Source organism: Pseudoalteromonas sp. GCY, from assembly GCF_016695175.1.
Classification (GTDB): domain Bacteria; phylum Pseudomonadota; class Gammaproteobacteria; order Enterobacterales; family Alteromonadaceae; genus Pseudoalteromonas.
Genome location: NZ_CP068023.1, coordinates 3,401,679 through 3,426,612 on the forward strand (window position 1 = coordinate 3,401,679; position 24,934 = coordinate 3,426,612).

The following is a 24,934-nucleotide window of genomic DNA, read 5'->3' on the forward strand; positions in this document are numbered from 1 at the left end:
TCCGAAAAGGTTAATTAATAATGCAAACGCCAGTCATTCTAATTGTAGAGGATGAAGACGTAACTCGACTGAACCTCGTTAGTTTATTTGAAGCGGAAGGTTACAAAGTAATCGAAGCCATTGATGGCGATGACATGCATGACAAGTTGACATCAAATGATGATGTAAACCTTGTAATCATGGATATCAACCTTCCTGGTAAAAATGGTTTAATTTTGGCGCGTGAATTACGCCAGAAGAAAAATATCGGCCTTATTTTCCTAACAGGTCGTGACAATGATGTTGACCGCATTCTTGGTCTTGAGATTGGTGCTGATGATTACATCACAAAACCATTTAACCCGCGTGAACTAACGATTCGTGCTCGTAACCTAATCTCTCGTACTGGCACGTCTGCAGAAGAGTCAACAATTGATAGCAACGGCGTTATTACTTTTAATGGTTGGGAGTTAGATGAAAACAGTCGCTGTTTAACATCTCCAACAGGCGATTCAAAGCGTCTACCAAAAGGTGAATACCGTGCACTTCGTCTAATGCTAGATTCGCCTGGCCGCATCTTTAGCCGTGAGCAGCTTATCAAGCACATGACTGGTCGTGAACTTCGCGCAAATGACCGTACTGTTGACGTTACTATTCGTCGTATTCGTAAGCATTTCGAAACTGATAACAATACGCCTGAATTAATTAGTACAATTCACGGTGAAGGTTACCGTTTCATTGGTAAACTCGACGCTCAATAATCGTTTTTACTGATCTTCAGCGAGTTTTGCAATTAATGGATGAAGGGCTTCTTGCCCTTCTTCTATTTTTGCCTCTAACTCAGAAACCCAACTCAATAGCGTCTCTTCCTCTTTGCCTTCTGATTCTAATTCCATTTTCTTCGCTTGTAATTGGGCAAGTTGCAGCCCTACCGAGCCAGCAGCACCTTTAACTTTATGTGCAACCGCACCATATTCCTCGATATCATTCTGTGCAACAGCCTCTCTGAGCTCTTGACAGTACTTAGGATTGAGCTTAGTAAATAGGTCACAGCTTCTTTGGAATGCAGCTGCCCCCATAGACTCAACAAAGTCGCAAATGGTCTCTATATCTAAATCTGAGTATTCAGGTTGTGATAATGCTTCTCGAATATCGATACTTTGTTTGTTTTTCTGTGCCTCAATTCCAAATAACTCAGCGAGCATTTTGTCGAGCTTAGTAGTATTTATTGGTTTGGCCAAAGCTCCCTGAACATTAATCCCCTCAAGCTCTTGCTCGGCGCTTCTGACGTTTGCGGTTAAGGCAACAATTGGTAAGTGATCAAAGTGGCTGTCTTCTCTTATTTGACGCGCGACAACATCACCATTGATATCTGGTAGCTGCATATCCAAGAGAATGAGATCTAGGTCATCCTCAGTTTCAACAAACGAGAGAGCGTCCTCGCCAGTTTCAGCCCAAATAACTTCATGCCCTCGCTGTTCTAATAGATTTGTTGCAATTTCAGCGTTTAACGGCACATCCTCAACAAGTAAAATGTACAAGCTCCTACCAGCATAACTCTGTTCTTTCGGTGCATTACATAGCTGTAACGGGATCTCAACATCAAAACGACTACCCTTACCTTCTTGGCTAGTAACCGCTATCGTTCCTTTCATAGCCTGAACTAGGGCTTTAGTAACCGCAAGACCAATGCCCGAGCCAATCGCATTGCTGCCCGATGCATCTGGAGCCTTGTAATACATCTCAAAGATCCGCTCAAGCTGATCTTCGGATATTCCCATACCTGTATCTATAACGCTAATTGTCAGCCATGGCCCATCATCTCGATTCTCGCGGCGGCATTCCAGCGTCACATTACCCTTGTGGGTAAACTTCACTGCATTATTAATTAGATTCCAGAGTACCTGACGTAGACGTGTCGGATCGAGTAACGCATAAACGTCTAAGATTCCAGAACGATTGATAGTAAATTCTAAGCCCTTTTGGTCAGCAATTAGACCTGCAAAGTTGACTACATCGTTTATAAAATCAGAGACATTGATACTGTCCGTTGCTATATCTAGCTGCTCCCTATCAATTTTATCTAAATCAATGATGTCATTAAAAATATTGCCAAGCGTCTCCGCGCTTGAAAACACGGTATTACACCAGCTTTTTTGTTGCGCAGTCAGATCGGTGTCTAACATCATGCGCGTCAGACCAACAATACCATTAAGCGGAGTTCTTAATTCATGACTTAGCGTAGCAATAAACTTACCTTTATCCTTATACGCAGTTTCTAACGCCTGCTCGGCTTCTTTACGACTAGTAATATCACGACCAAAGGCCAACAAGCCTATATATTCGCCTTTATCATTGATAAATGGCAGCTTGCGCATTTCAAACCAACGAGGTTCGCCTTCAACAGGATACTCTACGTCAAGTGTTAATGGTTGCTGTGTTTCTGATACCTGGCTATCTGTTTCAAGTACTTTTGGAAGATATTGCTCTGAATATATTTGTTCGACTGATTTACCAATTAGTTCTTCACTGCTTTTGCCCATCACTAATTCGAACATCTTGTTACAGCCTGCGAATACACCGTTTTCATCGCGGTAATAGAACAGATCAGGAGATGAATCAACAATGCTTCGCAGTAACATACCTTGCTGCGCAAGTTCTTGTTGGGTCTTTTTACGTTCTGCAATTTCTTTTCTTAATTCATCTATCGCGCGGTGTTTAGCATGCAGAGCAATTTTACGCTCGTCAATCTCACTATTTAAACGATTAATATTGTCCTTTAGCGTTTGGTTCAGCATCTTTTCTTGTTGTGTTGCCGACTCCAAATAGGCCTTGGACGAGTGTACCTCCCGCATTGCCGCAACGGACATCATGATGAGAGCGGGCGCAATAACAGCGGTTAAGAAAAAGAGTGCCGATATATCGACAATTTCAACTACACCTAAAGCAACATAGTAAAACATGCAAGATAGAATAACTGCAACGAAGAGCGTAAAAGCATACGCGATGGCAAACGCCCGCTTGTTACCGTATTTTTCTACCAAGTTTGATAAAATTCGAGCCCATGAGCCAAACGAATTTTCTGTCATATTATTACTTCACCATTGTTAAACACTTGTCAGGCAAGTTTATATTCTACCGCTTGAGCCTGACTGAATTGCTTTTCAAGCCCTCAAAGTAAATATTATACAAAAGCCCTAGTAATAAGCGAGTATAGAAATTGCAAGGTCAGATCATTCAGTCAATTTCATGCACACAAAGCAGAATGATAGATAACGGAAATGAGACTCTGTATCACTAAATGCACAAATCATCTAATTTAGTGCGGATAGATTTAAGCTCACCATCCCAACTTAATCTGATTTCGTGTAATATGCCCGTTTTTTAAGTCGTGAGAAAAGAGAGCGTCGATGCAAAATAACATGCCAGACATTGCACACAGTGCTAGTGCGTTACAAACAGGAACTTTAGACTGGGTAGGCATGGGTAACATAGAGTTGCCTTTAGTATTAGAAAGCAAAGGCCTAAATCAAGTTACTGTTACAGCCAAAGCCGATGCCTTTGTTAATTTGCAAAAAGAAAACGCAAAAGGCATTCACATGTCACGCCTCTTTCTTGCCCTTGACACTCTTTCTTGTGAACAAGTACTTACACCGAAAACTCTAAAGCAGTTGTTAGATAACTTTTTGAGTACGCATAGTGACTTAAGTACAGGTGCAAAAGTAACACTGCAGTTTGAGTTGCCTATCAGACGCCCTTCGCTTTTAAGTAAAAAAATGGGATGGAAATCATACCCAATTACCCTTGATGCAACTTTGATAAAAGGTATTTACAAACTAGAGCTGGCGCTTGACGTTACGTACTCGTCGACTTGTCCCTGTTCAGCTGCACTGTCTCGTCAGCTGATCCAAAATGCTTTCCAGCAAGCCTTTGATGGTAAACAATTAGATTTCCATAGTGTACATGATTGGCTAGGCAGCACAGAAGGTATCGTTGCAACGCCTCACTCTCAACGCTCAATTGCAAATATAAAAGTTAAGCTTACGAATAATAGTACTGAGTTTGAAATTTTGGATCTGATCGAGTTGGTTGAAAATGAGTTGAAAACTCCTGTTCAAGCTGCAGTTAAACGAGAAGATGAACAAGAATTTGCGCGCCTCAACGGCCAAAACCTAATGTTTTGTGAAGATGCAGCAAGGAAGTTAAAAGCATTGCTAAACCAGCAAACTTATTTAGATTTCTATGTGAAGATAAACCATTACGAATCTCTTCATGCTCATGACGCAGTGGCATATGCCGTGAAAGGGGCTGAAGACGGTTACAGCATTTAATTTATTCCGCTCCGTTTGCTACTAATCAGAGCTAGTTCATAGCTCTGATTAGTAGCAAACCCATATTCAATCAATTCAGCGCGGTATTACTTTCAGTTACCTACTCAACGGTTAGCACTGTTTAATTTTCGAATAAACTGCTCGACTAACACCTCTTGATTTTCTAAAGCCTTCTCTGTGTTTTTCATCGTTTCATGCGTCTTACGCGCACTTTCCATAGACTCATCCGCAAGACCTGAAATTGTCACAGCATTTGCGTTGAGCTCATTAGAAACACTCGACATTTCTTCTGTCGATGTGGCAATTTGATAGTTCAACCCTGAAATTTCATTCACTATCGTATTGATCGTTTCTAGACTCACTTTTGTGCCTTCAGCCTTTAGTACACACTCCGAAGAGCGCTCTACTCCACTTTGAATTGCAGTAACCGCCCTTTCTGCACGTTGCCTCAGATCGGCAATAATACCATTAATTTCGGCTGTTGAATCTTGAGTCCTTTGCGCAAGCGCCCTTACCTCATCAGCAACAACCGCAAATCCTCTGCCTTGCTCACCAGCCCGTGCAGCCTCAATGGCAGCATTTAAAGCGAGCAAGTTGGTTTGCTCTGAGATCCCACGGATCACATCAACAACCCCTTCAATATTAACCGTTTGCGCATTGAGATCTTCTATATCTTTTTGCGTACGAGATAACTCTTCCGATAAGGCATAATTATTCTCCATATTGTCATCAACGGCTTTGTTACCTTTAACAACGGATTCAAGCGCCGCTTCTGATTGCTGCGCTGCATTATTAGTATTAGAGGCTATTTCACCAATCGACACTGACATCTGATTAATTGCTGTTGCTAAGGAGCCGGTTTGCGCTTGCTGTCGATTTAAAATATCAGAGCTCGTGTTACATTCTTGCATCGTTTTGGTTGCGTACTCTGAAACCGTGGCACTAGCATCTTTAACACGTCCAAGCACGGCTCTTAGCTCGGATTCTCTAGCGAGTAAAGCAAGCTCTATAGATGCGACATCATTGACCTTGTTCAGATATACCTTTTGCATTAATGGGTTATCGTATACTTTTTTAGCTTTTTCGCTGAGCGATCGCACTGGAGCGAGGCGAGAATAAGTAATAAATAAAACAGCAACAGCTAGAACCGTTTCAGCAACAAAAGTCCAAGGTGATGTCGAAAGGCTTGAAATCAGCACGGTTAAAATATAAAAAGCAGCGATTATTGTCATCATTTGCGCCGAGAGCGACCAAGACGCTCTGGTGAATTTATTCGGCGACACACCATTATTTAAATCAGCATAAATACTTTCTGCACGATTAACGACTTCTCTACTTGGTTTTGTCCTAACCGATTGATATTCTACAGTCTTACCGGATGCATCTTTAATAGGAGTGACAAAAGCATTAACCCAATAGTGATCTCCATTCTTGCAACGGTTTTTAACCATTCCCATCCAAGGTTTGCCCGCTTCGATATAATCCCATAAGTTCTTGAAAGCGGCTTTAGGCATTGTTGGGTGCCTAACGATATTATGGGGCTTCCCCTCTAACTCGCTAAGTGAAAACCCAGCAACTTCACAAAACTGTGAATTCGCATACTTTATCTGACCTTTTACATTTGTCGTTGAAAGTAGATTGTAAGAACTTGGATAATCGTTCTCTTTTCCTGTGTAATTGGCTCTACCTTTTGTCATAACTCGCTCTCGATCAAAAAGGGCAATAAGTAATAGATTATTACTTTCTTAGAAGTCGTAAAGAATTTCACCGAAAGACTGATTGAGATCATAGTGAAATATGATTTGATACTAATTTGCTTAATTAAGTGATCTATTTTGAGGCGATAAAATCTTGTCGATAACAAGGCAAAAATTTTGTTATTTAGTTGTTCTAAATAAGAAATTTTTAACGCCGTTAGCGTCAGATTTGCTCCTTCAAATTGAGCAAGTATTAAGACAAATTGGTATGAATACTTAACAAACAACAGAAAGTTAATATAAAAGCTAGCAGAGTTCTGAACTTAAACAACTAAGAATGGCGAATATGATGAGAAATAGAATATTGAAGGTAAGTGGCGTCCCCTAGGGGATTCGAACCCCTGTTACCGCCGTGAAAGGGCGGTGTCCTAGGCCTCTAGACGAAGGGGACGCAGAATTTCTTGCAAATCGCTGATTTGCTATTTCTGTGTCACTAGGACTTTATTTAACTGTTTATCCTCTTGCTAACCGAGTTACTTACCAAAGTAAGTGGCGTCCCCTAGGGGATTCGAACCCCTGTTACCGCCGTGAAAGGGCGGTGTCCTAGGCCTCTAGACGAAGGGGACGCAGAATTTCTTGCAAATCGCTGATTTGCTATTTCTGTGTCACTAGGACTTTATTTAGCTGTTTATTCTCTCGCTAACCGAGTTACTTACCAAAGTAAGTGGCGTCCCCTAGGGGATTCGAACCCCTGTTACCGCCGTGAAAGGGCGGTGTCCTAGGCCTCTAGACGAAGGGGACACAGATGTGTCACTAGGACTTTATTTAGCTGTTTATTCTCTTACTAACCGAGTTACTTACCAAAGTAAGTGGCGTCCCCTAGGGGATTCGAACCCCTGTTACCGCCGTGAAAGGGCGGTGTCCTAGGCCTCTAGACGAAGGGGACGCAGAATCTTTTTGCAAATCGCTGATTTGCTATTTCTGTGTCACTAGGACTTTATTTAGCTGTTTATTCTCTTGCTAACCGAGTTACTTACCAAAGTAAGTGGCGTCCCCTAGGGGATTCGAACCCCTGTTACCGCCGTGAAAGGGCGGTGTCCTAGGCCTCTAGACGAAGGGGACGCAGAATTTCTTGCAAATCGCTGATTTGCTATTTCTGTGTCACTAGGACTTTATTTAGCTGTTTATTCTCTTTGCTAACCGAGTTACTTACCAAAGTAAGTGGCGTCCCCTAGGGGATTCGAACCCCTGTTACCGCCGTGAAAGGGCGGTGTCCTAGGCCTCTAGACGAAGGGGACACAATAACAAACAACTTCGCACTCGAGGCGTTGCCATTTGAATTATGTACTAGGACATATGCACTAACGATAAATTGGTGGAGCTAGACGGGATCGAACCGTCGACCTCTTGCATGCCATGCAAGCGCTCTCCCAGCTGAGCTATAGCCCCATAATAGTCAGACTTGAACTGCTAGCCTGTATCGCTGAGTGCGGGGCGCATTCTATGCAGGAGCAAAAATAAAGTCAACTACTTTTATGAAAGTTTTTTCTAACTGATTCATTTTAAATCAAGAAGCGTAGAATATAACCAAACAACTCCTTTTTGCAAGCCTAACACCTTGAATTGGATTATTTATTACACACTTTAATACGCATATTAAAACGCATAGTTACCGGCATCTTTGTCTTTTTGTTTTAAATCCAATTAGGCCAAAATGCGGCTCTTTTCTTTTTTCGTGTGATATCCAACCCTGCTTAATCCCGCACCATAACATGTTAAGCTCAGAAACTCATTTTACTCAGAATAAGATGATTCTTGGACTAAAAATATAAGCTCCCTCACCTCTTCTATAATGAAGAGCTTAGAGCATTGAGCATAAAATCATCACACAGTATAGTTTTTTAAAGTTAAGTGTTGACTCTTCTCAAACTAAACCTATAATACCGCCCCACAACGGCAGACGTTGTAATACAATTTGGGTTGTTAGCTCAGTTGGGAGAGCATCGCCCTTACAAGGCGAGGGTCACTGGTTCAAGTCCAGTACAACCCACCACTTTATTCTTTAAATAGAGTGGTCGATGCAAAGCATCGCACTAAGCCTGAACAAGGCAAGGGTCACTACTTCAAATGCAGTACAACCCACCATTTCTACTCTTAGATTAGAATTGGACATTGAACTCGATTCAAGAGTATAAATTGAAACACAATTTGGGTTGTTAGCTCAGTTGGGAGAGCATCGCCCTTACAAGGCGAGGGTCACTGGTTCAAGTCCAGTACAACCCACCACTTTATTATTTAAATAGAGTGGTCGATGCAAAGCATCGCACTAAGCCTGAACAAGGCAAGGGTCACCGCTTAAAATGCAGTACAACCCACCATAACTCTATTCAAGAGTATAAATTGAAACACAATTTGGGTTGTTAGCTCAGTTGGGAGAGCATCGCCCTTACAAGGCGAGGGTCACTGGTTCAAGTCCAGTACAACCCACCACTTTATTATTTAAATAGAGTGGTCGATGCAAAGCATCGCACTAAGCCTGAACAAGGCAAGGGTCACCGCTTAAAATGCAGTACAACCCATCATAACTCTATTCAAGAGTATAAATTGAAACACAATTTGGGTTGTTAGCTCAGTTGGGAGAGCATCGCCCTTACAAGGCGAGGGTCACTGGTTCAAGTCCAGTACAACCCACCACTTTATTCTTAAAATAGAGTGGTCGATGCAAAGCATCGCACTAAGCCTGAACAAGGCAAGGGTCACCGCTTAAAACGCAGTACAACCCACCATAACTCTATTCAAGAGTATAAATTGAAACATAATTTGGGTTGTTAGCTCAGTTGGGAGAGCATCGCCCTTACAAGGCGAGGGTCACTGGTTCAAGTCCAGTACAACCCACCACTTTATTCTTTAAATAGAGTGGTCGATGCAAAGCATCGCACTAAGTCTGAACAAGGCTAGGGTCACTGGTTCAAGTCCAGTACAACCCACCATAACTCTATTCAAGAGTATAAATTGAAACACAATTCGGGTTGTTAGCTCAGTTGGGAGAGCATCGCCCTTACAAGGCGAGGGTCACTGGTTCAAGTCCAGTACAACCCACCACTTTATTCTTTAAATAGAGTGGTCGATGCAAAGCATCGCACTAAGCCTGAACAAGGCTAGGGTCACTGGTTCAAGTCCAGTACAACCCACCACTTTATTCTTCAAGTAGAGTGGTCAATGCCTAAACAAGACTACAACTTCAAATTCAGTACAATCCAGCACTCCAGTTTCTGTATAGTCGTCATTACTTTTTACATACTCAAACAGCACATCAAACTGAATAAACTTAAACCTCTTGATTAAGTTCACAGAGAAATCTAGTTTTTCTCATTTATTAACTAATTAGTTACTCTACTAAGCCTCCCAAATTTTTGTTATACCCTTAACTATTTTGCCACTAACCTCAGTAAATAGTTGGGATAAGCTAAATAGACTAACCTACTAAAAATGAGTTAATTTTTGTTTTCAAAACTACACCTGAGTACTAGACTAGAAGCAAAGCCATTGTCTAAAAATTGTTTCTATGTCAGCTCCATCTATTCAAAATGCCAAAATGTTAATCGTTGAAGATCAACCATTAGCATTGAGCTATATGAAACAATCTTTAGAACAGTTAGATTTCAGAAATTTAAAATTTGCAGAAAGTGCAGACAGTGCAAAAGAGCTTTGTACCATCAATAAGTTCGATCTCATCGTATGCTCTTTTGGTTTAGCAAAAAAGCAAAATGGCTATCAATTTTATGAAGAGTTACGCTCCAAACAGTTAATTCGCTCAAGTACAGCTTTTATTTTTATTTCTTCTGAAACTAGCCCCGAGTTAGTCCATAGTATTATCGAACTCCAACCCGATGACTTTTTAGTTAAGCCCTTTTCAATAAAAGAACTACAAAACCGTATAGAACGAGTTTTAAAGCGAAAACAGGCTTTAAGGCATATAAACTTGCTTGTAGACGATAAGAACTACTCAAAGGCCTTGAAAGCGCTAGATCTAGAACTAGACAACAAAGATCATAACTACACTTCCCTACTCCTAAAGCTAAAAGGAGAACTTTTACTCAGGCTCAATCAATTAGAAGAAGCTAAGTCTTTTTATAAGTCAGTTCTGGCTCTGCAAAAGTTTACATGGGCAAAGCTAGGCTTGGTCGAGGCGCTCATTACCAACAATGAAGATGTTATCGCTCAAAAGATGTTGAAAACCTTAATAGAGCGACCGGAAACTCGTCTTCCTGCGCTCGATTTATTGAGCAAACTCGAAATAAAGCTAAACCAATATGAGAATGCCCAACAATTGTTAGAACAAGCAATTGAGATGGCGCCCAGAAATATAAATAGGCAACAGTCACTTGGTCGAGTAGCTCAAATCAATCACGACTATGAAGCCAGCTATAAAGCACATAAAGATATAGCAAGTTTCGCGCGTTACTCGATCCATGACAAACCAGAGGTGTATTTGAATGCCGCACGAGCTGGAATAGACTTTGCCTTGAGTACCGACCAATCAGACCAAGTCACTCGTCTAACAAGGCAAACGCAACAATATCTGAGTGATTTAAAGCAGCAATTTCCAAATGCACAAACCCAAGCACAAATCGATGTTCTCAACGCCCGCGTCCATTATCTAAAAGATGAGCATAAAAAAGCGAAACAACTGCTAGAACAATTAGAAGATGAGCCCGTTATTCGCTCGGTAGATTCCACTTTAGACAAAGCAAAAGCACTACATGAGGTGGGACTAAACCACAAAGCTCAGGAGCTATTTAGTCAAGTTATTGCACACTGTGAGCGCCATAGCTCAAGCGCAGATCCCGTCACAATGCATTATCTTTATCAGCAGCAACAAGAGAAAAAAGAGATCACCATGGGCCCAAGAGAGCTCAATAACCATGCGGTCACACAGTTTAATAAAGGACAATATGAAACCGCTTTGGAGGCATTCACTCAAGCATTTAGAATTATGCCTAAAAACTCAGGAATAGCGCTAAATTTACTGCAATGCATGAGTGATAGTTGTGCTAAGTCAGGAAGTACTTTTAATTCCAATTTAGCAAAGCGTTGTACTACCTTGCTAAATCAGTCTGAGTTGGATAGTGAACAGCAGATCCGCTACGGTAAACTCAAAGCTAAACTAAATGAAATGAAACTCGACTTTGAGTAATTGATTGTATTATCACAATTGAGCTATTTCTTTTCCATTGAAAGAGCATTAACACAATAACGCAGTCCGCTTGGCTCAGGGCCATCAGGGAATACGTGACCTAAGTGGCTATCACACACGTTACAAGTGATTTCGACGCGCGTCATTCCATGGCTCTTATCGCCATGATACGCCACCGCTTCCACTGCTGCAGGCTGTGTAAACGAGGGCCAACCAGAGCCACTATCAAACTTTTCTTCGGCATCGAATAACAACTCACCACAGCATACGCAGTAGTATTTACCAGGTTCAAAAAGCTGACAACTTTGTGAGCTAAACGGTCGCTCAGTCCCCTTTCTCCTGGTGATCATGTAAGTTTCTGGAGCAAGCTCTGATTGCCATTGCTCGTCCGATTTTTCAACTCTGCGAGGAGCAACAGGATTACCATTTCTAGCAAAGTTTAGTATATCTAACCACTTTAACATCTCAATTCTCTCTCTTGTTTACTTCTGTCTTTTGCTCTTCAACAGGAAGGGGCCAGTCGCCAAAAAAGCAACTTAGATAGCGGCTTTTAATTAAATATAATAGTACCCAACTCACCAACACAATTTGTACGGCAATATAAGGAGAAAAACTATAATGAGTTTTCCCAGCTTGCAGGATCAACCACGCTAAATCGAGTACCGCTGTTAATATAAGTGGCAAACGCATATAACGCCAGACGGCAGCAAGCTTTGGAGAACTTGTTGGTCGCCTAAGAGAAAACACAACGGTTGGTATGAGCGCGATACAAGCGATCCCTGTCGCGACAAAAAAGTGAAACTTAGACTCAAAAAATAGCGACATCAAATCCAAGTCTGGGCGTCTCGCAAGTGCAGAAAACACCCAAATAAGCAACGGACGGAGCAACACAACCAGCGCTAAATTAAAAGCGATTGGCGTACGATAAACGCCATATTTATCCCAGTATTCAGGGCCGTATCGTGTTACTGATTTCATTTTACTACTCGTATTTGTTTAACAGTGCGATCAGCGCCTCTTCATCGAACACCTCAACACCTAGCTCTTGTGCCTTCGTGAGCTTAGAGCCTGCTTTTTCGCCGGCATAAACTGCATCCGTATTTTTCGACACACTACCCGCGACCTTAGCGCCAAGCGCTTGCAATCTCGCTTTAGCATCGTTGCGGTTCAGTTGGCTCAAGGTTCCAGTCAACACATAAGTTAGCCCAGCTAAAGGTTGTGCATCCTCTGACGGTGCTGCAACATCTTGCCAAGTTACACCCACTTCAATCAATGCAGTTACCACTTCTTGATTGTGCTGCTCGGCAAAAAAGCTATGAATGTGCTGCGCGACAACAACACCAACATCACTTACTTGCTGTAGAGTATCAATGGAGGCGGCCATCACTTTTTCAAGCGTCAGGAAGTGATTTGCCAAGTTTTGTGCTGTCGCTTCACCAACTTCTCTGATCCCAAGCGAATACAAAAATTTGGCTAACGTTGTTTGCTTTGCTTCTTCAAGCGCCGCAACCAAGTTTTTAGCAGACTTAGGTCCCATACGTTCAAGAGATTCAAAATGCCCTTGCTTTAGGATAAACAGATCAGCAGGGGTTTTGATAAGCTCTCGCTCAACTAACTGCTCAACTATTTTGTCGCCAAGGCCATCTATGTCGAGGGCCTTTCTCGATGCAAAGTGCTTAATTGCTTCTTTACGTTGTGCACGGCACACTAAACCGCCAGTACAACGCGCAACCGCTTCTCCCTCAACACGTTCAACATGAGAATCACACACAGGGCAAGTATCTGGGAACTCAATCTCTTTGGCACCTTCAGGACGCCTATCTAAAACGACCTGAGTCACTTGAGGGATCACATCCCCTGCTCGACGTACAATAACGGTATCACCAATCTTTACACCCAAACGCGCAATTTCATCACCATTATGAAGCGTGGCATTCGATACCGTGACACCACCAACAAAAACAGGTTCTAGGCGCGCGACGGGCGTGATTGCACCAGTACGACCGACCTGAAACTCAACATCAAGCAGCTGAGTGATCTCTTCTTGTGCAGGGAACTTAAATGCAATCGCCCAGCGCGGCGCACGAGCAACAAAGCCAAGCTGCTCTTGCTGCGCTTTATCATTCACTTTGATCACTACGCCATCAATTTCATAGGGAAGCTCAGCACGGCGCGTCATGATATCTTGATAATAAGCCAAAGCTTGTTGTGCATTATCGACAAGTTTTGTCTCAGGGCTCATTGGCAAGCCCCAACCTTGTAATTGCTGTAGCTGCGCATAATGCTCGTTGGCCAGCTCACCGCCTTCAACCAAGCCCATAGAATAAGCATAAAACATCAACGGACGCTTAGCGGTGATTTTTGAGTCTAATTGGCGCAGACTTCCCGCTGCCGCATTTCTTGGGTTTGCAAAGGTCTTATCACCTTTCGCTTGCGCCGTTTCATTTAGCTTAATGAAACCCGCTGTATCCATAAAGACTTCACCACGCACTTCTACTTCATGCGGAATATGTTCTCCACGCAGTTTCAGCGGAATATTGCGAATGGTTTTGACGTTCTCAGTGATGTTTTCCCCTACTTGACCGTCTCCCCTTGTTGCCGCTTGAACGAGCACACCATCACGATACAAAATAGACACCGCCAAGCCATCGAGCTTTGGTTCACAGCAAAAAGTAACATCTTTACTTGTCAGTAGGCGCTCTTTTAAACGGCGATTAAATGCCGTAAATTCACTCTCGTCGAAGGCATTATCGAGCGACAACATAGGTACTCTGTGTGTTACTTGCTCAAACTTGCTAAGCGCTTCCCCCCCCACTTTCTGCGATGGGGAATCAGGACTTTGTAACTCTGGATGCTGCTGCTCAAGCGCCATCAACTGGCGCATTACACGATCATATTCCGCATCAGGCACACTTGGGTTATCTAGAACATAATATTGGTAATTGTAATCTTCGAGTTGCTGCCTAAGGGCAGCAACTTGGCTTTCAATGTTGTCTGACATTTAAACCTCTAAACGTAAAAAGCCACCAGCGGATGCCAGTGGCTTAAAAATGATTCTAAGTAGCGGTTAAGCGGCGAATTCACGCACTTTTTCAACATAACCACGCACGGCTTCAACCGTTAATGGTTCGCGGTCTTTATCAAGTACGGTTGCGCCAAACTCTTCAGCTAGTTTTTTCGATGCACTGTGAAGCATATTAAATGCAGCCAAGTTATCGCCTTCACAAGGTAAGGTCATAAATAGGCTAATGCCAGCGGTGCTAAATTGTTCCATGTTATCGATATCAAACGTACCTGGGTTGTACATGTTTACCAATCTAAATAACACTGGACCGTTTCCGGACGGCTCTAAATGACGATTAAAAAAGCCCTCATCAGAATATTTAAATCCAAGGCTTAACACGGTTGGTAACAACCTTGAACCTGCCATTTTCAGGCCTTCAGGCATGTCAACGTGAAGAATAATAAAGTCTTGTGGCTCTATCGCATTCTTTTCAGACTCAGCCTCTTCAGATCCACTGCTCTCGGTTTGCACCTCAGTTTCAGGCTCTTCCGTCGCTATAATGCCCTCAGTCGCAGGCTCGTCATCCACCGCACTAAAGGTCATCTCTCCAATTTCAGGTTCGTCAGGCTCTTTATCATGATTTGGCGTTTGCTCTTTGAGCTCATTGGGCTCCTTTTTTGAAGCTTTATCGCTGTTCTTCTTACGAACAGACCAAAGTCCATGTATGAGTAACCCGCCTATGACCAACGCACTGATCACGATTAATGCCCATCTTAACTCTGTGGCCATTGCTCACCTTTTTTGTTGTTATGCCTGTGCCATTTGCACCGCTTGTTCTATATCTACGGCAACCATGCGCGACACCCCGGGTTCTGCCATGGTTACCCCCGTCAGTCTACCCGCCATTTCCATAGCGACCTTGTTATGACTGATATAAATAAATTGCACTGTTTGCGACATCTCTTCAACCAAACGACAAAATCGTCCTACGTTTGCGTCATCAAGCGGTGCATCTACTTCATCCAGCATACAGAATGGGGCTGGATTAAGCCTGAATATTGAAAACACCAATGATAATGCGGTCAGCGCTTTTTCTCCACCACTTAACAGATGAATTGTCGAGTTTTTCTTACCTGGCGGCCTTGCCATGATAGAAACACCACTTTCAAGCAAGTCATCGCTAGTCAATTCTAGGTATGCACTCCCCCCACCAAATACTTTAGGAAACAGCTCGGCTAAGTCTTCATTCACTTGATTAAAGGTCGCGCTGAAGCGGGTTTTGGTCTCTTTATCAATTTTTCTGATCACCGCTTCTAACGTTTCTAGCGCATTAGTGAGATCATCCAGCTGTGTATCTAAATAGGTTTTACGTGCCTTCGCTTCTTCAAACTCTTCAATTGCAGCTAAGTTCACAGCACCTAACTTACCAAGATCATTACTGACTCGATTCAAATTGGCTTGATACTGACCCAAATTTGCATCCTCAGGTAATTGCGCCAGCTCTGTTTTTAGCGTCCGACCAAGCTCCTGCAAGGGTTCAAGTGCCGCTTGCGCTTTAATCATCAAGCTTTGCTCTTCAAGTTTCACTTGTTGCAATGACTCATTGAGTTTACTCACTTCACCTTGCGCATCTTTTAATGCCGCTTGTTTTTGGGAGAGGTTTTCCTTAGCTTGGTTGAGCGTATCCAACATCGTTTGCTTTTGCGCCTTGGCTTCTAGATGTTGGGCGAGCAATAATTCAATGTCTTCATGCGCCTCCGCGAGCGGCTCTTCACAAAGCAAAATATCTTCTTGTGTTTGCTCGATGCGCTGGTTTATTTCATCGCGACGATGTTGCAAGTGTTCCAATTTAGAATTGCTGAGCTGTAGTTCACTTTCTGCCTGCTGCGACGCAAGTTTAGTTGTATGAACTAATTGCTGCGCTTCTTGTAATGCAGCGCGTCGAGATTGACTATGTTGTTTAAACTCAGTCAACTTAGCCTCGGCCAGTTGTTGTATTTCTTGTGCTTGCGCTAGCAACTCATCACGTTGTAATTGCTGTTCAGTATAAAGTTCAAGTTGTTCGATGACCTCGCCTCGTTCTTGAGCAATGACATCAAGTTGTTCTTGAATTTTTTGTCCTTGCTCACGCCAAGCGCTCAGATTCTCATCCAGCATTTCAACTTTGGTTTTATGGCTGGCAATTGCTTGTGCTTTTTCGTGAACGCATTGCTGTATTTCTAATAAACCAGCTTGCGTGTCTTCAAGAGCAATACGCTTTTGTGCTACAACCTGTTCAGCCTCTTCAGCGAGTTGTTGCAAATGAGGAAGTTGAGTATGGCATGACTGCAATTGGGCATAGCGTTTTAACGCGCCACTCTCTTCATTGCTTTTCGCCTTGGCCTTAAAGTTATCTCCCACAATAACGCCACTGACCGTCACGCCGAGAAGGAATTGTTCACACGATTTAAAGTCTGTAGGTTCAGCGCATAATTTTATTTTCGTTAAAAAGCTGGGGAACAGCCCTGAGCTTATTTTTGTCGCGACTGAATCAATGGGAACTTCGAGTTCGATGGGCCATAGCGTATTCATTTCGCTTTGCTCAACGACTAAATGCGTCAACCCAAGCAGTGCCGCTTCCACGCATTCTTCATACCCTGACTCAACAACAAGTTGCGATAACATAGTCGCAGCAGAAGTCTCCGACGTTTCCTCTGCCCAGCGTGATAACGCCTTTATTTCAGATTGCACTTCTTGTAACGCCTGAAGCGCTTTTTGAGCATGATTCTGTGCCTGTAAGATTTCCTCTTTATTGGCTTGCTCTTGGCCTTGCAACTTACCAGATTCGCTTTGTAATTTAGCCATCGCTTGAACTAGCTGATGATGTGCATCCTGAGCTTCAGCCAAGTCATTTTCCAACATAGATGCGTGATGCGCTTCAGCCTGTTCCAGCAGCTCAGTCTGACGTTTGTCTATGTGCTGTTTAGCTTGCTGTTGTTGCGCTAATTGGCTTGCCCCTTGCTGTACCTGAGCATGTATTTGTTGGTACTGCTTCTGTGCGCCACTAAACTGCGCTTCTAACTGAGTCTGCTCTGTGTCACTTTGCTCGTTTGTGAGTTGAATTTCTTCCAGTTGCAATAGCGCAACCTCAAGTCGTTCAGAAACTTCATCGACTTTTTCAGCGCTGCTCGCCACATACTTGGCTTGCTCGTCTTGCGCCTCAATCACTTCTTGCTGTTGTGATTTCAGTATTTGAGACTGCTCAATAAGCTGACGCTTTTTATCTGTTAGATTGACTTTCTGTTGTTCAAGCGTTGCCAACTGGGTTTCAATTCGGTGCACGCTATGTTGTGCTTGCTCATAGCCATCATTGAAATGCTTAATTTCATGTTCTAGCGTCGCCAAAATGCTGTCATGGCCACTGTGAGCTTCATTAAAAAATGCTAATTTTTCGTTGAGCTTGGCGATTTCTTTCGCTTTTATCGCCTGCTTTTGCTCAAGGCTTTGCCATTTTAAAATTGCTATCCACGACTTTAAGTCACGCTCTTGCGACTTTAAAGACTTATATTCGCTCGCCTGTTGTGCTTGAAGTGCCAGTTTATCTAGCTGACTCTGTAGCTCTTGCCTAACATCGAGCAAACGCTCCATGTTTTCGCGGGTACTCTTGATCCGGGTTTGGGTTTCTCGTCGACGCTCTTTATATTTTGAAATTCCAGCGGCTTCTTCTAAAAAAACTCTTAACTCTTGCGGCTTACTTTCGATCAAGCGCGAGATCATCCCTTGCTCAATGATTGCGTAACTACGAGGACCTAAGCCAGTACCTAAAAAGATATCCGTGATATCGCGCTTACGGCACTTACTACCATTTAAAAAATAAAGAGATTGGCCGTCTCGCGTTACTAAGCGCTTAATGGCAATTTGGTTACGATCTGCAAAAGTGCCGGGCAACCGGCCTTGAGTATTATCAAAAATCAATTCTACAGAAGCTTGCGAGATAGGTTTACGCTTGGTCGAGCCGTTAAAGATAACATCCGTCATAGCATCGCCACGGAGGTTTTTCGCAGAGCTTTCACCCAGTACCCAGCGAACCGCATCAATGACATTAGACTTACCACAGCCGTTTGGCCCGACCACACATGTCATCTGGTCAGGAAACGGGATCTTGGTTGGCTCTACAAAAGATTTAAAGCCGGCCAGTTTGATGCTACTCAGTCGCATAGCTTATTATTGTTGTTCGCGGTTACTTTTGAGAATAAGGCAATTCATTAGCAAGATCTATGAGTTAGCAATGACAGCGTTTAATATTATCCAAAATGATCCCAGTAGCCATCGCCACATTCAATGACTCAGCACCGCCAAACGCAGGAATAGTCACCTTTTTATTGATGTGAGCCGCTATGGTATTGCTAATACCATGAGACTCGCTGCCCATTACCAACACGGCATTACGACTAAATTGGCACTGATGCACACTTTCACCACCAAGGAATGCTCCATAGCACTCGCCTTGATATTGCTTTAAAAAGGCCTCGAGATCAGTTCTCACCACATTAACACGCACAAATGAGCCCATGGTGGCACTGATCACTTTAGGGTTAAATTGATCCGCGCAGTTCTCGCTCACCACGAGCTGCGTTAATCCATACCAATCTGCAAGACGAATAATGGTACCGAGATTACCCGGGTCTGAGACTCCATCTAATGCCAACACCAGCCCAGCAGTATTAATTTCTTCTGCTGGCGGCATTGCAACGACCGCTATCGCCGCATTATTTGACACTAAAGTGCTCACCTTGCTCAGCACTTCCTCTTCAGCTTCGACACAAGCAATATTAACGAGTTTGGATTTATATTTTGTCATGAACTCATTGGTCGCGAACAACTGTTCAACGGCCAACCCAGCATCAACTAACTCAATCACATTCTTCTCGCCTTGTACTAAATACAGGCCATGTTGTTTGCGATATTTTTTTTGCCCTAAAGCACGAAGTAGTTTTTGTTGATTCTTGGAGATCATGTGCACCTCAAAAGTTGGATTTACCATTATACCTGTTCAGTATCAGATAAAAAGCGTTTCAACGAGGCATTAAGCTAAGAAATTATGTTATCTTGTGCCGAATGACACACAAGGCATAGAGGTAATCATGTCACCTGAGCTAACGCTTATTTTACTCAACTTTATTCTACTTTTTGTGGCCTACGTATTCGTTTACCCAAAGTTAAAAGAGAAAAGCCTCGCCAGTATCAGCAAACAAGATTTATTGGTTACTGCGGTTTCTTTAGTCGTGTCTGGAAGTTTGTACTATGGTAAGGATATCGAATTTTCGTTAGTGTTTTTTAAGAGTAATTGGGTGGTGTTTACGATTGTCGCATTTAGCGTGATTGAAATCCCATTTTTACTGTGGTTTAAACGTCGCTATAATATTAAGTTTGGAGAGTAATAGAGAGGTAGCTACGCCTCTCTATTCGATTATCACTCAGCTCGCTTTTCGCGACCTAGCAACGCCATTGCGGCTTCTTTAACATCTTTTTGCTCATAAAGCACTTGATAGATCTGCTCAGTGATCGGCATTTCAATACCAGTGCGTTTGGCAAGTAGATAAACTTCTTTAGTATTGCGATAGCCTTCTACCACCTGACCTATACTCGACATCGCCTCATCGACCGACTTCCCCGAACCAAGGGCAAGACCAAAGCGGCGATTACGCGACTGGTTATCCGTACAAGTAAGAATGAGATCACCCAGTCCCGCCATACCCATAAAGGTTTCAGAACGCGCGCCTAACGCACATCCTAAACGACAAAGTTCAGCGAGCCCTCGGGTGATAAGCGCCGTTCTGGCATTCGCACCAAAGCCAAAGCCGTCAGACATGCCCGCGCCAATTGCGATAACGTTTTTGACCGCGCCGCCGAGCTGAATACCAATAAAGTCTTCGTTACTATACACCCTAAACGAGCGACCGCAATGTAATAGCTCTGCGAGTTCTTCACTAAACTTTGCACAAATCGAAGACACTGAAATAGCAGTAGGTAATCCTGCAGCCATTTCTTTTGCAAAAGTAGGTCCACTTAGCACCGCCAGCGGCACATCGTCACCTAACACATCCAGTGCAACCTCTTGCAATAGTCGCCCAGTATTTGGTTCGAGCCCTTTGGTTGCCCAAGCTACTTTTGCATTCTCAAGTAACATAGGTTTAATCTTCTTCAAGGTGTCTGCAAACGCATGACTTGGCACAACCACCAAAATACGCTCGCTAGACTTAACAGCCGTTTCTAAATCGGCCTCAAGTTCAAGCGTGTTTGGAAACTGGATGTCAGGAAGATAACGTTGGTTTTTGCGCTCAGCTGCTAGCGCCTCAACGTGTTCGCTATTGCGTCCCCACAGTGTCACTTGGTGACCATTTCGGGCGAAACAAATAGCAAGGGCGGTGCCATAAGACCCCGCCCCCAATACAGTTACAGCTGATTTTGCTGCATTCATCAATTACGCGTCAGCAGTTTGCTCAGGCTGTGCTTGAGCTGCACGTTGCTGCATATACTGAGCGAATAATGCGTCAAAGTTAACTGGCGCAAGGTTTAACTGCGGGAAAGTACCACGGTTAACTAGGCTAGCTACCGCTTCACGCGCATATGGGAATAGGATGTTAGGGCAGAATGCGCCTAGCATGTGTGCCATTTGCATTTCTTCAAGATCTGCAATTGCAAAGATACCAGCTTGTTGGATTTCACATAGGAATGCAGTTTCTTCACCAATAGTTGCCGTTACCGTTAGCGCTAGAACAACTTCAAATACGTTGTCGTCAAGCTTTGCTGAACGCGTGTCCATGTCTAGCTTAACTTCTGGTGTCCACTCTTTTTGGAAGATACCTGGTGAGTTTGGCGTTTCAAACGATACATCTTTAGTGTAGATGCGTTGAATGTTGAACTGAGCGCCTTCTTGTTGTTGTTCTGCTGCTTGGTTTTGTTCTGCCATGATAATTTCCTAAATTCTGTTGTGATCCTGCTAGTTCCTAGCAGTCATTATAAAAAGTAAGCTGAGCTAAAGCTCAATCAGTCTTATGCTTGTAATAACTTATCGAGTTCGCCTTGCGCTTCAAGCGCCATCATATCGTCGCAACCACCAATATGGCGCTCAGCGATAAAGATTTGTGGCACGGTATAGCTACCTTTGGCTTTTTCGATCATCTCGTCACGAAGCTCAGGCTGTGCGCCAATATCATACTCAGTGTATGTGACACCTTTTGCATCTAATAGTGCCTTTGCACGATGACAAAATGGACAATAGTCTTTGGTGTAAATTACGACTTGGCTCATCATAGACCTCAGTTATTTTCCGTTAGAGATTGGTAAACCCGCACTTTGCCATGCGCCAATACCACCTGATAATACGAACACTTGCTCAAATCCAGCCTTGTGCATGTTATCAGCAACAGCGGATGCCGTCATACCTGTGTTACAGACCAATATAATGGGCTTAGATTTATGTTTTTCAAGACCAGCAAAATCTTTTTGCTTGAGTTTTTCCGCGCTCACCTGCTCGGAACCCGCAATATGGCCTTGGTTAAACTCTTTTGCTGCACGCATATCGAATACCTGACCATCTTGGCGGTTAACTAGCATAGTTAACTGCTGAGGATTAATTTGTCTAATTTTAGAAAACTGACTCTTAAACCAACTACTCACTAACATCGCGGCTAACACAACCCAAATGATGCTAAGTACCGGATGGTTACCTAAAAACGCAACGTATTGTTCCATTAATTTATCAACCAAAAATTATTAAACGATAAAGTGGCAGCAAGTATACCTGCTTTATTCTCGACAAAACAGACTTGTTCAACATGAGCAAATATCAATCTCAAAGTTGATAATTCATCGCTGTGGGGCTGAATATTCATACAAAAACAGGTATTCTACTTACCAGCAACCAGAGCAAGCTTATCGAAGCGCTGCAGCCCAAGTTAGTAAATCTAACCTTGTAGCGTTTGCTATAAGACATCAACATCGTGCCTAATTCAGGATTTCAGGAGCGCAAATGACAGCTAAGAAAAAGCCATTGGTATTAATGATTTTAGACGGTTGGGGCTATCGCGAAGAAAGCGAGAGCAATGCTATTTTAGCAGCCAATACCCCAGTATTAGATGAACTATGGCGCTCTGCTCCGCACACCTTGATTTCAGGTTCAGGTCTTGATGTTGGTCTACCTGATGGGCAAATGGGGAATTCCGAAGTTGGCCACGTTAACCTTGGTGCAGGACGTGTGGTTTATCAAGACTTCACGCGGATCACTAAAGCGATTGACGATGGTGAGTTTGAGCACAATCCAGCTCTGGTTGAGAATATCGACAAAGCAGTGGCAAAGGGCAAAGCCGTTCACCTAATGGGATTATTGAGCCCTGGTGGCGTTCACAGCCATGAAGACCACATTGTTGCGGCAATTAAATTAGCAGCTGAGCGCGGTGCAACCGTTTATTTGCACGCATTTTTGGATGGCCGCGATACACCACCTCGTAGCGCACAAGCGTCAATTGAAAAAATGGAAGCCTTGATGCAGTCACTCAATTGTGGCCGCCTAGCGTCTATTATTGGTCGCTACTATGCTATGGACCGTGACAATCGTTGGGACCGCGTCGAGTCTGCTTATAACCTGATGGTAAGTGGCGACGCTGATTTTACTTATAGTAATGGCGTTGAAGCGCTACAAGCAGCTTACGCGCGTGATGAAAATGATGAGTTTGTTAAAGCATCTGTGATCACCGAAGCAGGGCAACCTGCCGCAACTATCAATGATGGTGATACGGTTATCTTTATGAACTTCCGTGCAGACCGAGCGCGCCAGATGACCCGCGCTTTTGTCGATGCCGACTTTAACGGCTTCGAAAAACGCAAAGCACCGGACCTAAGTGCGTTTGTTATGATGACTGAGTACGCCGCCGACATTAACGCCCCTATCGCTTTCGCGCCTGAAGCACTTGTCAATGTGCTAGGTGAATGGCTAGCTAAGCACAACAAAACTCAGCTGCGTATTTCAGAAACAGAAAAATATGCTCATGTCACTTTCTTCTTTAGCGGCGGTCGCGAAGATCTCTTTGAAGGTGAGAAACGTGAACTTATTCCTTCTCCACAAGTTGCCACTTACGACTTACAGCCAGAGATGAACTCAGAAATGCTAACTGATAAGTTAGTTGAAGCCATTCATAGCGGTGAATTCGACGTGATTATTTGTAACTACCCGAATGGTGACATGGTTGGACACTCGGGCGTATTTGAAGCTGCGGTGAAGGCATGTGAAGCAGTTGATAAATGCATTGGTCGCGTAGTTGAGGCACTAAAAGAAACCGGTGGTGAAGCTCTGATCACAGCAGACCACGGCAATGCTGAGCAAATGCAAAACCCGAAAACGGGCCAAGCTCACACAGCACACACCAGTGAGCCAGTACCATTTATTTATGTAGGTCGTGATGCAGAGCCACAAGCAGGAAAAGCACTAAGCGATGTTGCACCAACAATGCTGCATTTACTTGGTATGGAGCAGCCTAGCGAGATGACAGGCACTCCAATTATGCGTTTAAAATAACGGCCTGCCTGTATGCCGTTAAAAACGACATTTCACTATTCCGCACTTCTCGGTGCGGCATTACTCATGGCAACAGCGCCTGCTGTTGCCAACGAATCTAGAACCAAACAAGACTTAAGCGAAGTCCAGCAACAGCTTAAAGCTAGCCAACAAGCGTTAGAAAAGCAGCGCGGTGAAATTAACAGTCACGAAGCAAAGCTCAAAGCCTTCGAACTTGATATTGCTAAAAGTGCCAAAGCTATCTCACTCACAGAAATCGGGATCAAAGAAAACCAAACCGAGCAGGCCGAACTTAAAAAGCAAGAAAGCACGCTGCTAAACGACAAGAAAAAATTTGAAAAGATCCTTGCGGCTCAGCTAAAAAGTGCCTACATGACGGGCTCTCATGATTATTCCAGAATGTTACTTAATCAAGAGCATGCCACAAAGCTAGAGCGCACCATTGCCTATTATGATTACCTAAATAAAGCGCGCATTAAACAACTCGAACAGCTCAAATCTATCGGCCAAGAATTGGCACAGACTCAAGCTGAGTTAGGACGAACACAAGCACGCTTAGAAGCGCTACAAAACCATCAGAATGAACGCTTGGAAGCGCTCAAGGAGGCGCAGCAAGAACGTCAAAGCCAGCTTGCAAACCTAAATAACAAACTCAGTGAGACACGCTCTGCTATCGCATATTTAAAAGAAAATGAGCAAACCTTAATCCAAACGTTAGAAGAGCTTGCCAAGGCGCAAAGAGAAGCCGAAGTACGTTTAGATGGGTTAGCCAAACTCAAAGGCAAAATGAGTTTACCGACCAGAGGTCGAATTAAGCATAAATTTGGCCAAAGCAAGCATGCTGGCATGAATTGGAAGGGCGTCCTCATTGGTGCAAAAGAAGGGGCTGAAATTGCGAGTGTCGCTCCCGGTCAAGTTGTGTATGCAGATTGGTTAAACGGCTTTGGTTGGGTTATTGTGCTCGATCATGGTCATGGTTTTATGAGCCTATACGGTCACGCTCAAACGCTGCTTCGCGATGTTGGCGATCAAGTTCGCAGTGGTGAAGTGATCGCTTTGGTAGGACAAAGCGGCGGACAAAGAGATCCTGGTCTATACTTTGAAATACGGCATAAGGGAAGCGCTGTAGATCCGATAAAATGGTGCAGATCCAGTTAACTGAATAACCCG

The 24,934-nt window shown here is 43.5% G+C and carries 18 protein-coding genes and 13 tRNA genes; 12 read left to right on the top strand and 19 right to left on the bottom strand.

Annotated elements, in window-relative coordinates:
- The first annotated feature begins 20 nt into the window (after window positions 1–20).
- Window positions 21–740, top strand: a complete 720-nt coding sequence (arcA, locus tag JJQ94_RS20590) for a two-component system response regulator ArcA (RefSeq protein WP_010379411.1) — start codon at window positions 21–23, stop codon at window positions 738–740.
- Window positions 741–746: 6 nt separating this feature from the next.
- Here arcA and arcB read toward each other — a convergent pair whose 3' ends face one another.
- Complete coding sequence (gene arcB / locus JJQ94_RS20595; RefSeq protein ID WP_099030441.1) at window positions 747–3,068, bottom strand: aerobic respiration two-component sensor histidine kinase ArcB; 2,322 nt, start codon at window positions 3,066–3,068, stop codon at window positions 747–749.
- Window positions 3,069–3,389: 321 nt separating this feature from the next.
- Between arcB and folE2 the strand changes: the two genes are divergently transcribed.
- The gene (gene folE2, locus JJQ94_RS20600) at window positions 3,390–4,310 is read left to right on the top strand and encodes a GTP cyclohydrolase FolE2 (protein WP_099030440.1); all 921 of its coding nucleotides are present in this window, start codon (window positions 3,390–3,392) and stop codon (window positions 4,308–4,310) included.
- A gap of 104 nt (window positions 4,311–4,414) precedes the next feature.
- On the opposite strand, the gene JJQ94_RS20605 is transcribed toward folE2, so the two are convergent.
- The 8 genes from JJQ94_RS20605 to JJQ94_RS20640 form a co-directional block, all read right to left on the bottom strand.
- Complete coding sequence (locus JJQ94_RS20605; RefSeq protein ID WP_099030439.1) at window positions 4,415–6,007, bottom strand: methyl-accepting chemotaxis protein; 1,593 nt, start codon at window positions 6,005–6,007, stop codon at window positions 4,415–4,417.
- A 375-nt stretch (window positions 6,008–6,382) separates the two neighbouring features.
- Window positions 6,383–6,458, bottom strand: a tRNA-Glu gene (locus JJQ94_RS20610).
- Between the two features lie 99 nt (window positions 6,459–6,557).
- Window positions 6,558–6,633: transfer RNA gene (locus JJQ94_RS20615), tRNA-Glu, on the bottom strand.
- Window positions 6,634–6,732: 99 nt separating this feature from the next.
- Window positions 6,733–6,808 (bottom strand) — tRNA-Glu (locus tag JJQ94_RS20620).
- A gap of 69 nt (window positions 6,809–6,877) precedes the next feature.
- Window positions 6,878–6,953: transfer RNA gene (locus JJQ94_RS20625), tRNA-Glu, on the bottom strand.
- A 100-nt stretch (window positions 6,954–7,053) separates the two neighbouring features.
- A tRNA-Glu gene (locus JJQ94_RS20630) sits at window positions 7,054–7,129 on the bottom strand.
- 100 nt (window positions 7,130–7,229) lie between these two features.
- Window positions 7,230–7,305: transfer RNA gene (locus JJQ94_RS20635), tRNA-Glu, on the bottom strand.
- Between the two features lie 75 nt (window positions 7,306–7,380).
- Window positions 7,381–7,456 (bottom strand) — tRNA-Ala (locus JJQ94_RS20640).
- A gap of 528 nt (window positions 7,457–7,984) precedes the next feature.
- On the opposite strand from JJQ94_RS20640, the gene JJQ94_RS20645 reads away from it, so the two are divergent.
- The 7 genes from JJQ94_RS20645 (at window position 7,985) to JJQ94_RS20675 (ending at window position 11,204) form a co-directional block, all read left to right on the top strand.
- Window positions 7,985–8,060 (top strand) — tRNA-Val (locus JJQ94_RS20645).
- Between the two features lie 157 nt (window positions 8,061–8,217).
- Window positions 8,218–8,293: transfer RNA gene (locus tag JJQ94_RS20650), tRNA-Val, on the top strand.
- A 128-nt stretch (window positions 8,294–8,421) separates the two neighbouring features.
- A tRNA-Val gene (locus tag JJQ94_RS20655) sits at window positions 8,422–8,497 on the top strand.
- Between the two features lie 128 nt (window positions 8,498–8,625).
- A tRNA-Val gene (locus JJQ94_RS20660) sits at window positions 8,626–8,701 on the top strand.
- Window positions 8,702–8,829: 128 nt separating this feature from the next.
- Window positions 8,830–8,905 (top strand) — tRNA-Val (locus tag JJQ94_RS20665).
- Between the two features lie 128 nt (window positions 8,906–9,033).
- Window positions 9,034–9,109: transfer RNA gene (locus tag JJQ94_RS20670), tRNA-Val, on the top strand.
- Between the two features lie 463 nt (window positions 9,110–9,572).
- The gene (locus JJQ94_RS20675) at window positions 9,573–11,204 is read left to right on the top strand and encodes a response regulator (RefSeq protein WP_099031669.1); all 1,632 of its coding nucleotides are present in this window, start codon (window positions 9,573–9,575) and stop codon (window positions 11,202–11,204) included.
- 23 nt (window positions 11,205–11,227) lie between these two features.
- Here the strand turns inward: JJQ94_RS20675 and msrB are convergent, their stop codons facing one another.
- From msrB to JJQ94_RS20705, 6 genes are all read right to left on the bottom strand, one after another.
- On the bottom strand, window positions 11,228–11,668 hold the full coding sequence (msrB, locus tag JJQ94_RS20680) for a peptide-methionine (R)-S-oxide reductase MsrB (RefSeq protein ID WP_099031668.1): 441 nt from the start codon (window positions 11,666–11,668) through the stop codon (window positions 11,228–11,230).
- 1 nt (window position 11,669) lies between these two features.
- A complete protein-coding gene (locus JJQ94_RS20685; RefSeq protein ID WP_045990300.1) occupies window positions 11,670–12,182 on the bottom strand; it encodes a DUF2919 domain-containing protein in 513 nt (170 codons plus the stop codon).
- Between the two features lie 4 nt (window positions 12,183–12,186).
- Entirely contained in the window at window positions 12,187–14,205 is a 2,019-nt protein-coding gene (gene ligA, locus JJQ94_RS20690) for an NAD-dependent DNA ligase LigA (protein ID WP_099031667.1), read from the bottom strand.
- A gap of 66 nt (window positions 14,206–14,271) precedes the next feature.
- Window positions 14,272–14,997: a cell division protein ZipA gene (gene zipA / locus JJQ94_RS20695; protein ID WP_099031666.1), complete on the bottom strand. Its 726-nt coding sequence runs from the start codon at window positions 14,995–14,997 to the stop codon at window positions 14,272–14,274.
- Between the two features lie 18 nt (window positions 14,998–15,015).
- Window positions 15,016–18,405, bottom strand: a complete 3,390-nt coding sequence (locus JJQ94_RS20700; protein ID WP_099031665.1) for an AAA family ATPase — start codon at window positions 18,403–18,405, stop codon at window positions 15,016–15,018.
- A gap of 64 nt (window positions 18,406–18,469) precedes the next feature.
- Window positions 18,470–19,204: a TrmH family RNA methyltransferase gene (locus JJQ94_RS20705; RefSeq protein WP_172439980.1), complete on the bottom strand. Its 735-nt coding sequence runs from the start codon at window positions 19,202–19,204 to the stop codon at window positions 18,470–18,472.
- 127 nt (window positions 19,205–19,331) lie between these two features.
- Between JJQ94_RS20705 and JJQ94_RS20710 the strand changes: the two genes are divergently transcribed.
- Window positions 19,332–19,628 carry a hypothetical protein gene (locus JJQ94_RS20710; RefSeq protein ID WP_010378819.1) on the top strand — a complete coding sequence of 99 codons (297 nt, stop codon included), beginning with the start codon at window positions 19,332–19,334 and terminating at the stop codon, window positions 19,626–19,628.
- Window positions 19,629–19,660: 32 nt separating this feature from the next.
- Here the strand turns inward: JJQ94_RS20710 and gpsA are convergent, their stop codons facing one another.
- The 4 genes from gpsA to JJQ94_RS20730 all read right to left on the bottom strand — a co-directional run bounded on the left by gpsA (window position 19,661) and on the right by JJQ94_RS20730 (window position 21,945).
- The gene (gene gpsA / locus JJQ94_RS20715) at window positions 19,661–20,668 is read right to left on the bottom strand and encodes an NAD(P)H-dependent glycerol-3-phosphate dehydrogenase (protein ID WP_099031663.1); all 1,008 of its coding nucleotides are present in this window, start codon (window positions 20,666–20,668) and stop codon (window positions 19,661–19,663) included.
- Window positions 20,669–20,671: 3 nt separating this feature from the next.
- Window positions 20,672–21,160 carry a protein-export chaperone SecB gene (gene secB / locus JJQ94_RS20720; protein ID WP_010607582.1) on the bottom strand — a complete coding sequence of 163 codons (489 nt, stop codon included), beginning with the start codon at window positions 21,158–21,160 and terminating at the stop codon, window positions 20,672–20,674.
- An 83-nt stretch (window positions 21,161–21,243) separates the two neighbouring features.
- Window positions 21,244–21,501, bottom strand: a complete 258-nt coding sequence (gene grxC / locus JJQ94_RS20725; protein ID WP_099031671.1) for a glutaredoxin 3 — start codon at window positions 21,499–21,501, stop codon at window positions 21,244–21,246.
- A 12-nt stretch (window positions 21,502–21,513) separates the two neighbouring features.
- Window positions 21,514–21,945: a rhodanese-like domain-containing protein gene (locus tag JJQ94_RS20730; RefSeq protein ID WP_099031662.1), complete on the bottom strand. Its 432-nt coding sequence runs from the start codon at window positions 21,943–21,945 to the stop codon at window positions 21,514–21,516.
- Between the two features lie 277 nt (window positions 21,946–22,222).
- Here JJQ94_RS20730 and gpmM point away from each other — a divergent pair, with 277 nt between their 5' ends.
- The gene (gene gpmM / locus JJQ94_RS20735; protein ID WP_099031661.1) at window positions 22,223–23,764 is read left to right on the top strand and encodes a 2,3-bisphosphoglycerate-independent phosphoglycerate mutase; all 1,542 of its coding nucleotides are present in this window, start codon (window positions 22,223–22,225) and stop codon (window positions 23,762–23,764) included.
- A 12-nt stretch (window positions 23,765–23,776) separates the two neighbouring features.
- Window positions 23,777–24,922 (top strand): murein hydrolase activator EnvC family protein, encoded by a 1,146-nt coding sequence (locus JJQ94_RS20740; RefSeq protein ID WP_099031660.1) that lies wholly within the window; start codon window positions 23,777–23,779, stop codon window positions 24,920–24,922.
- Window positions 24,923–24,934 lie beyond the last annotated feature (12 nt).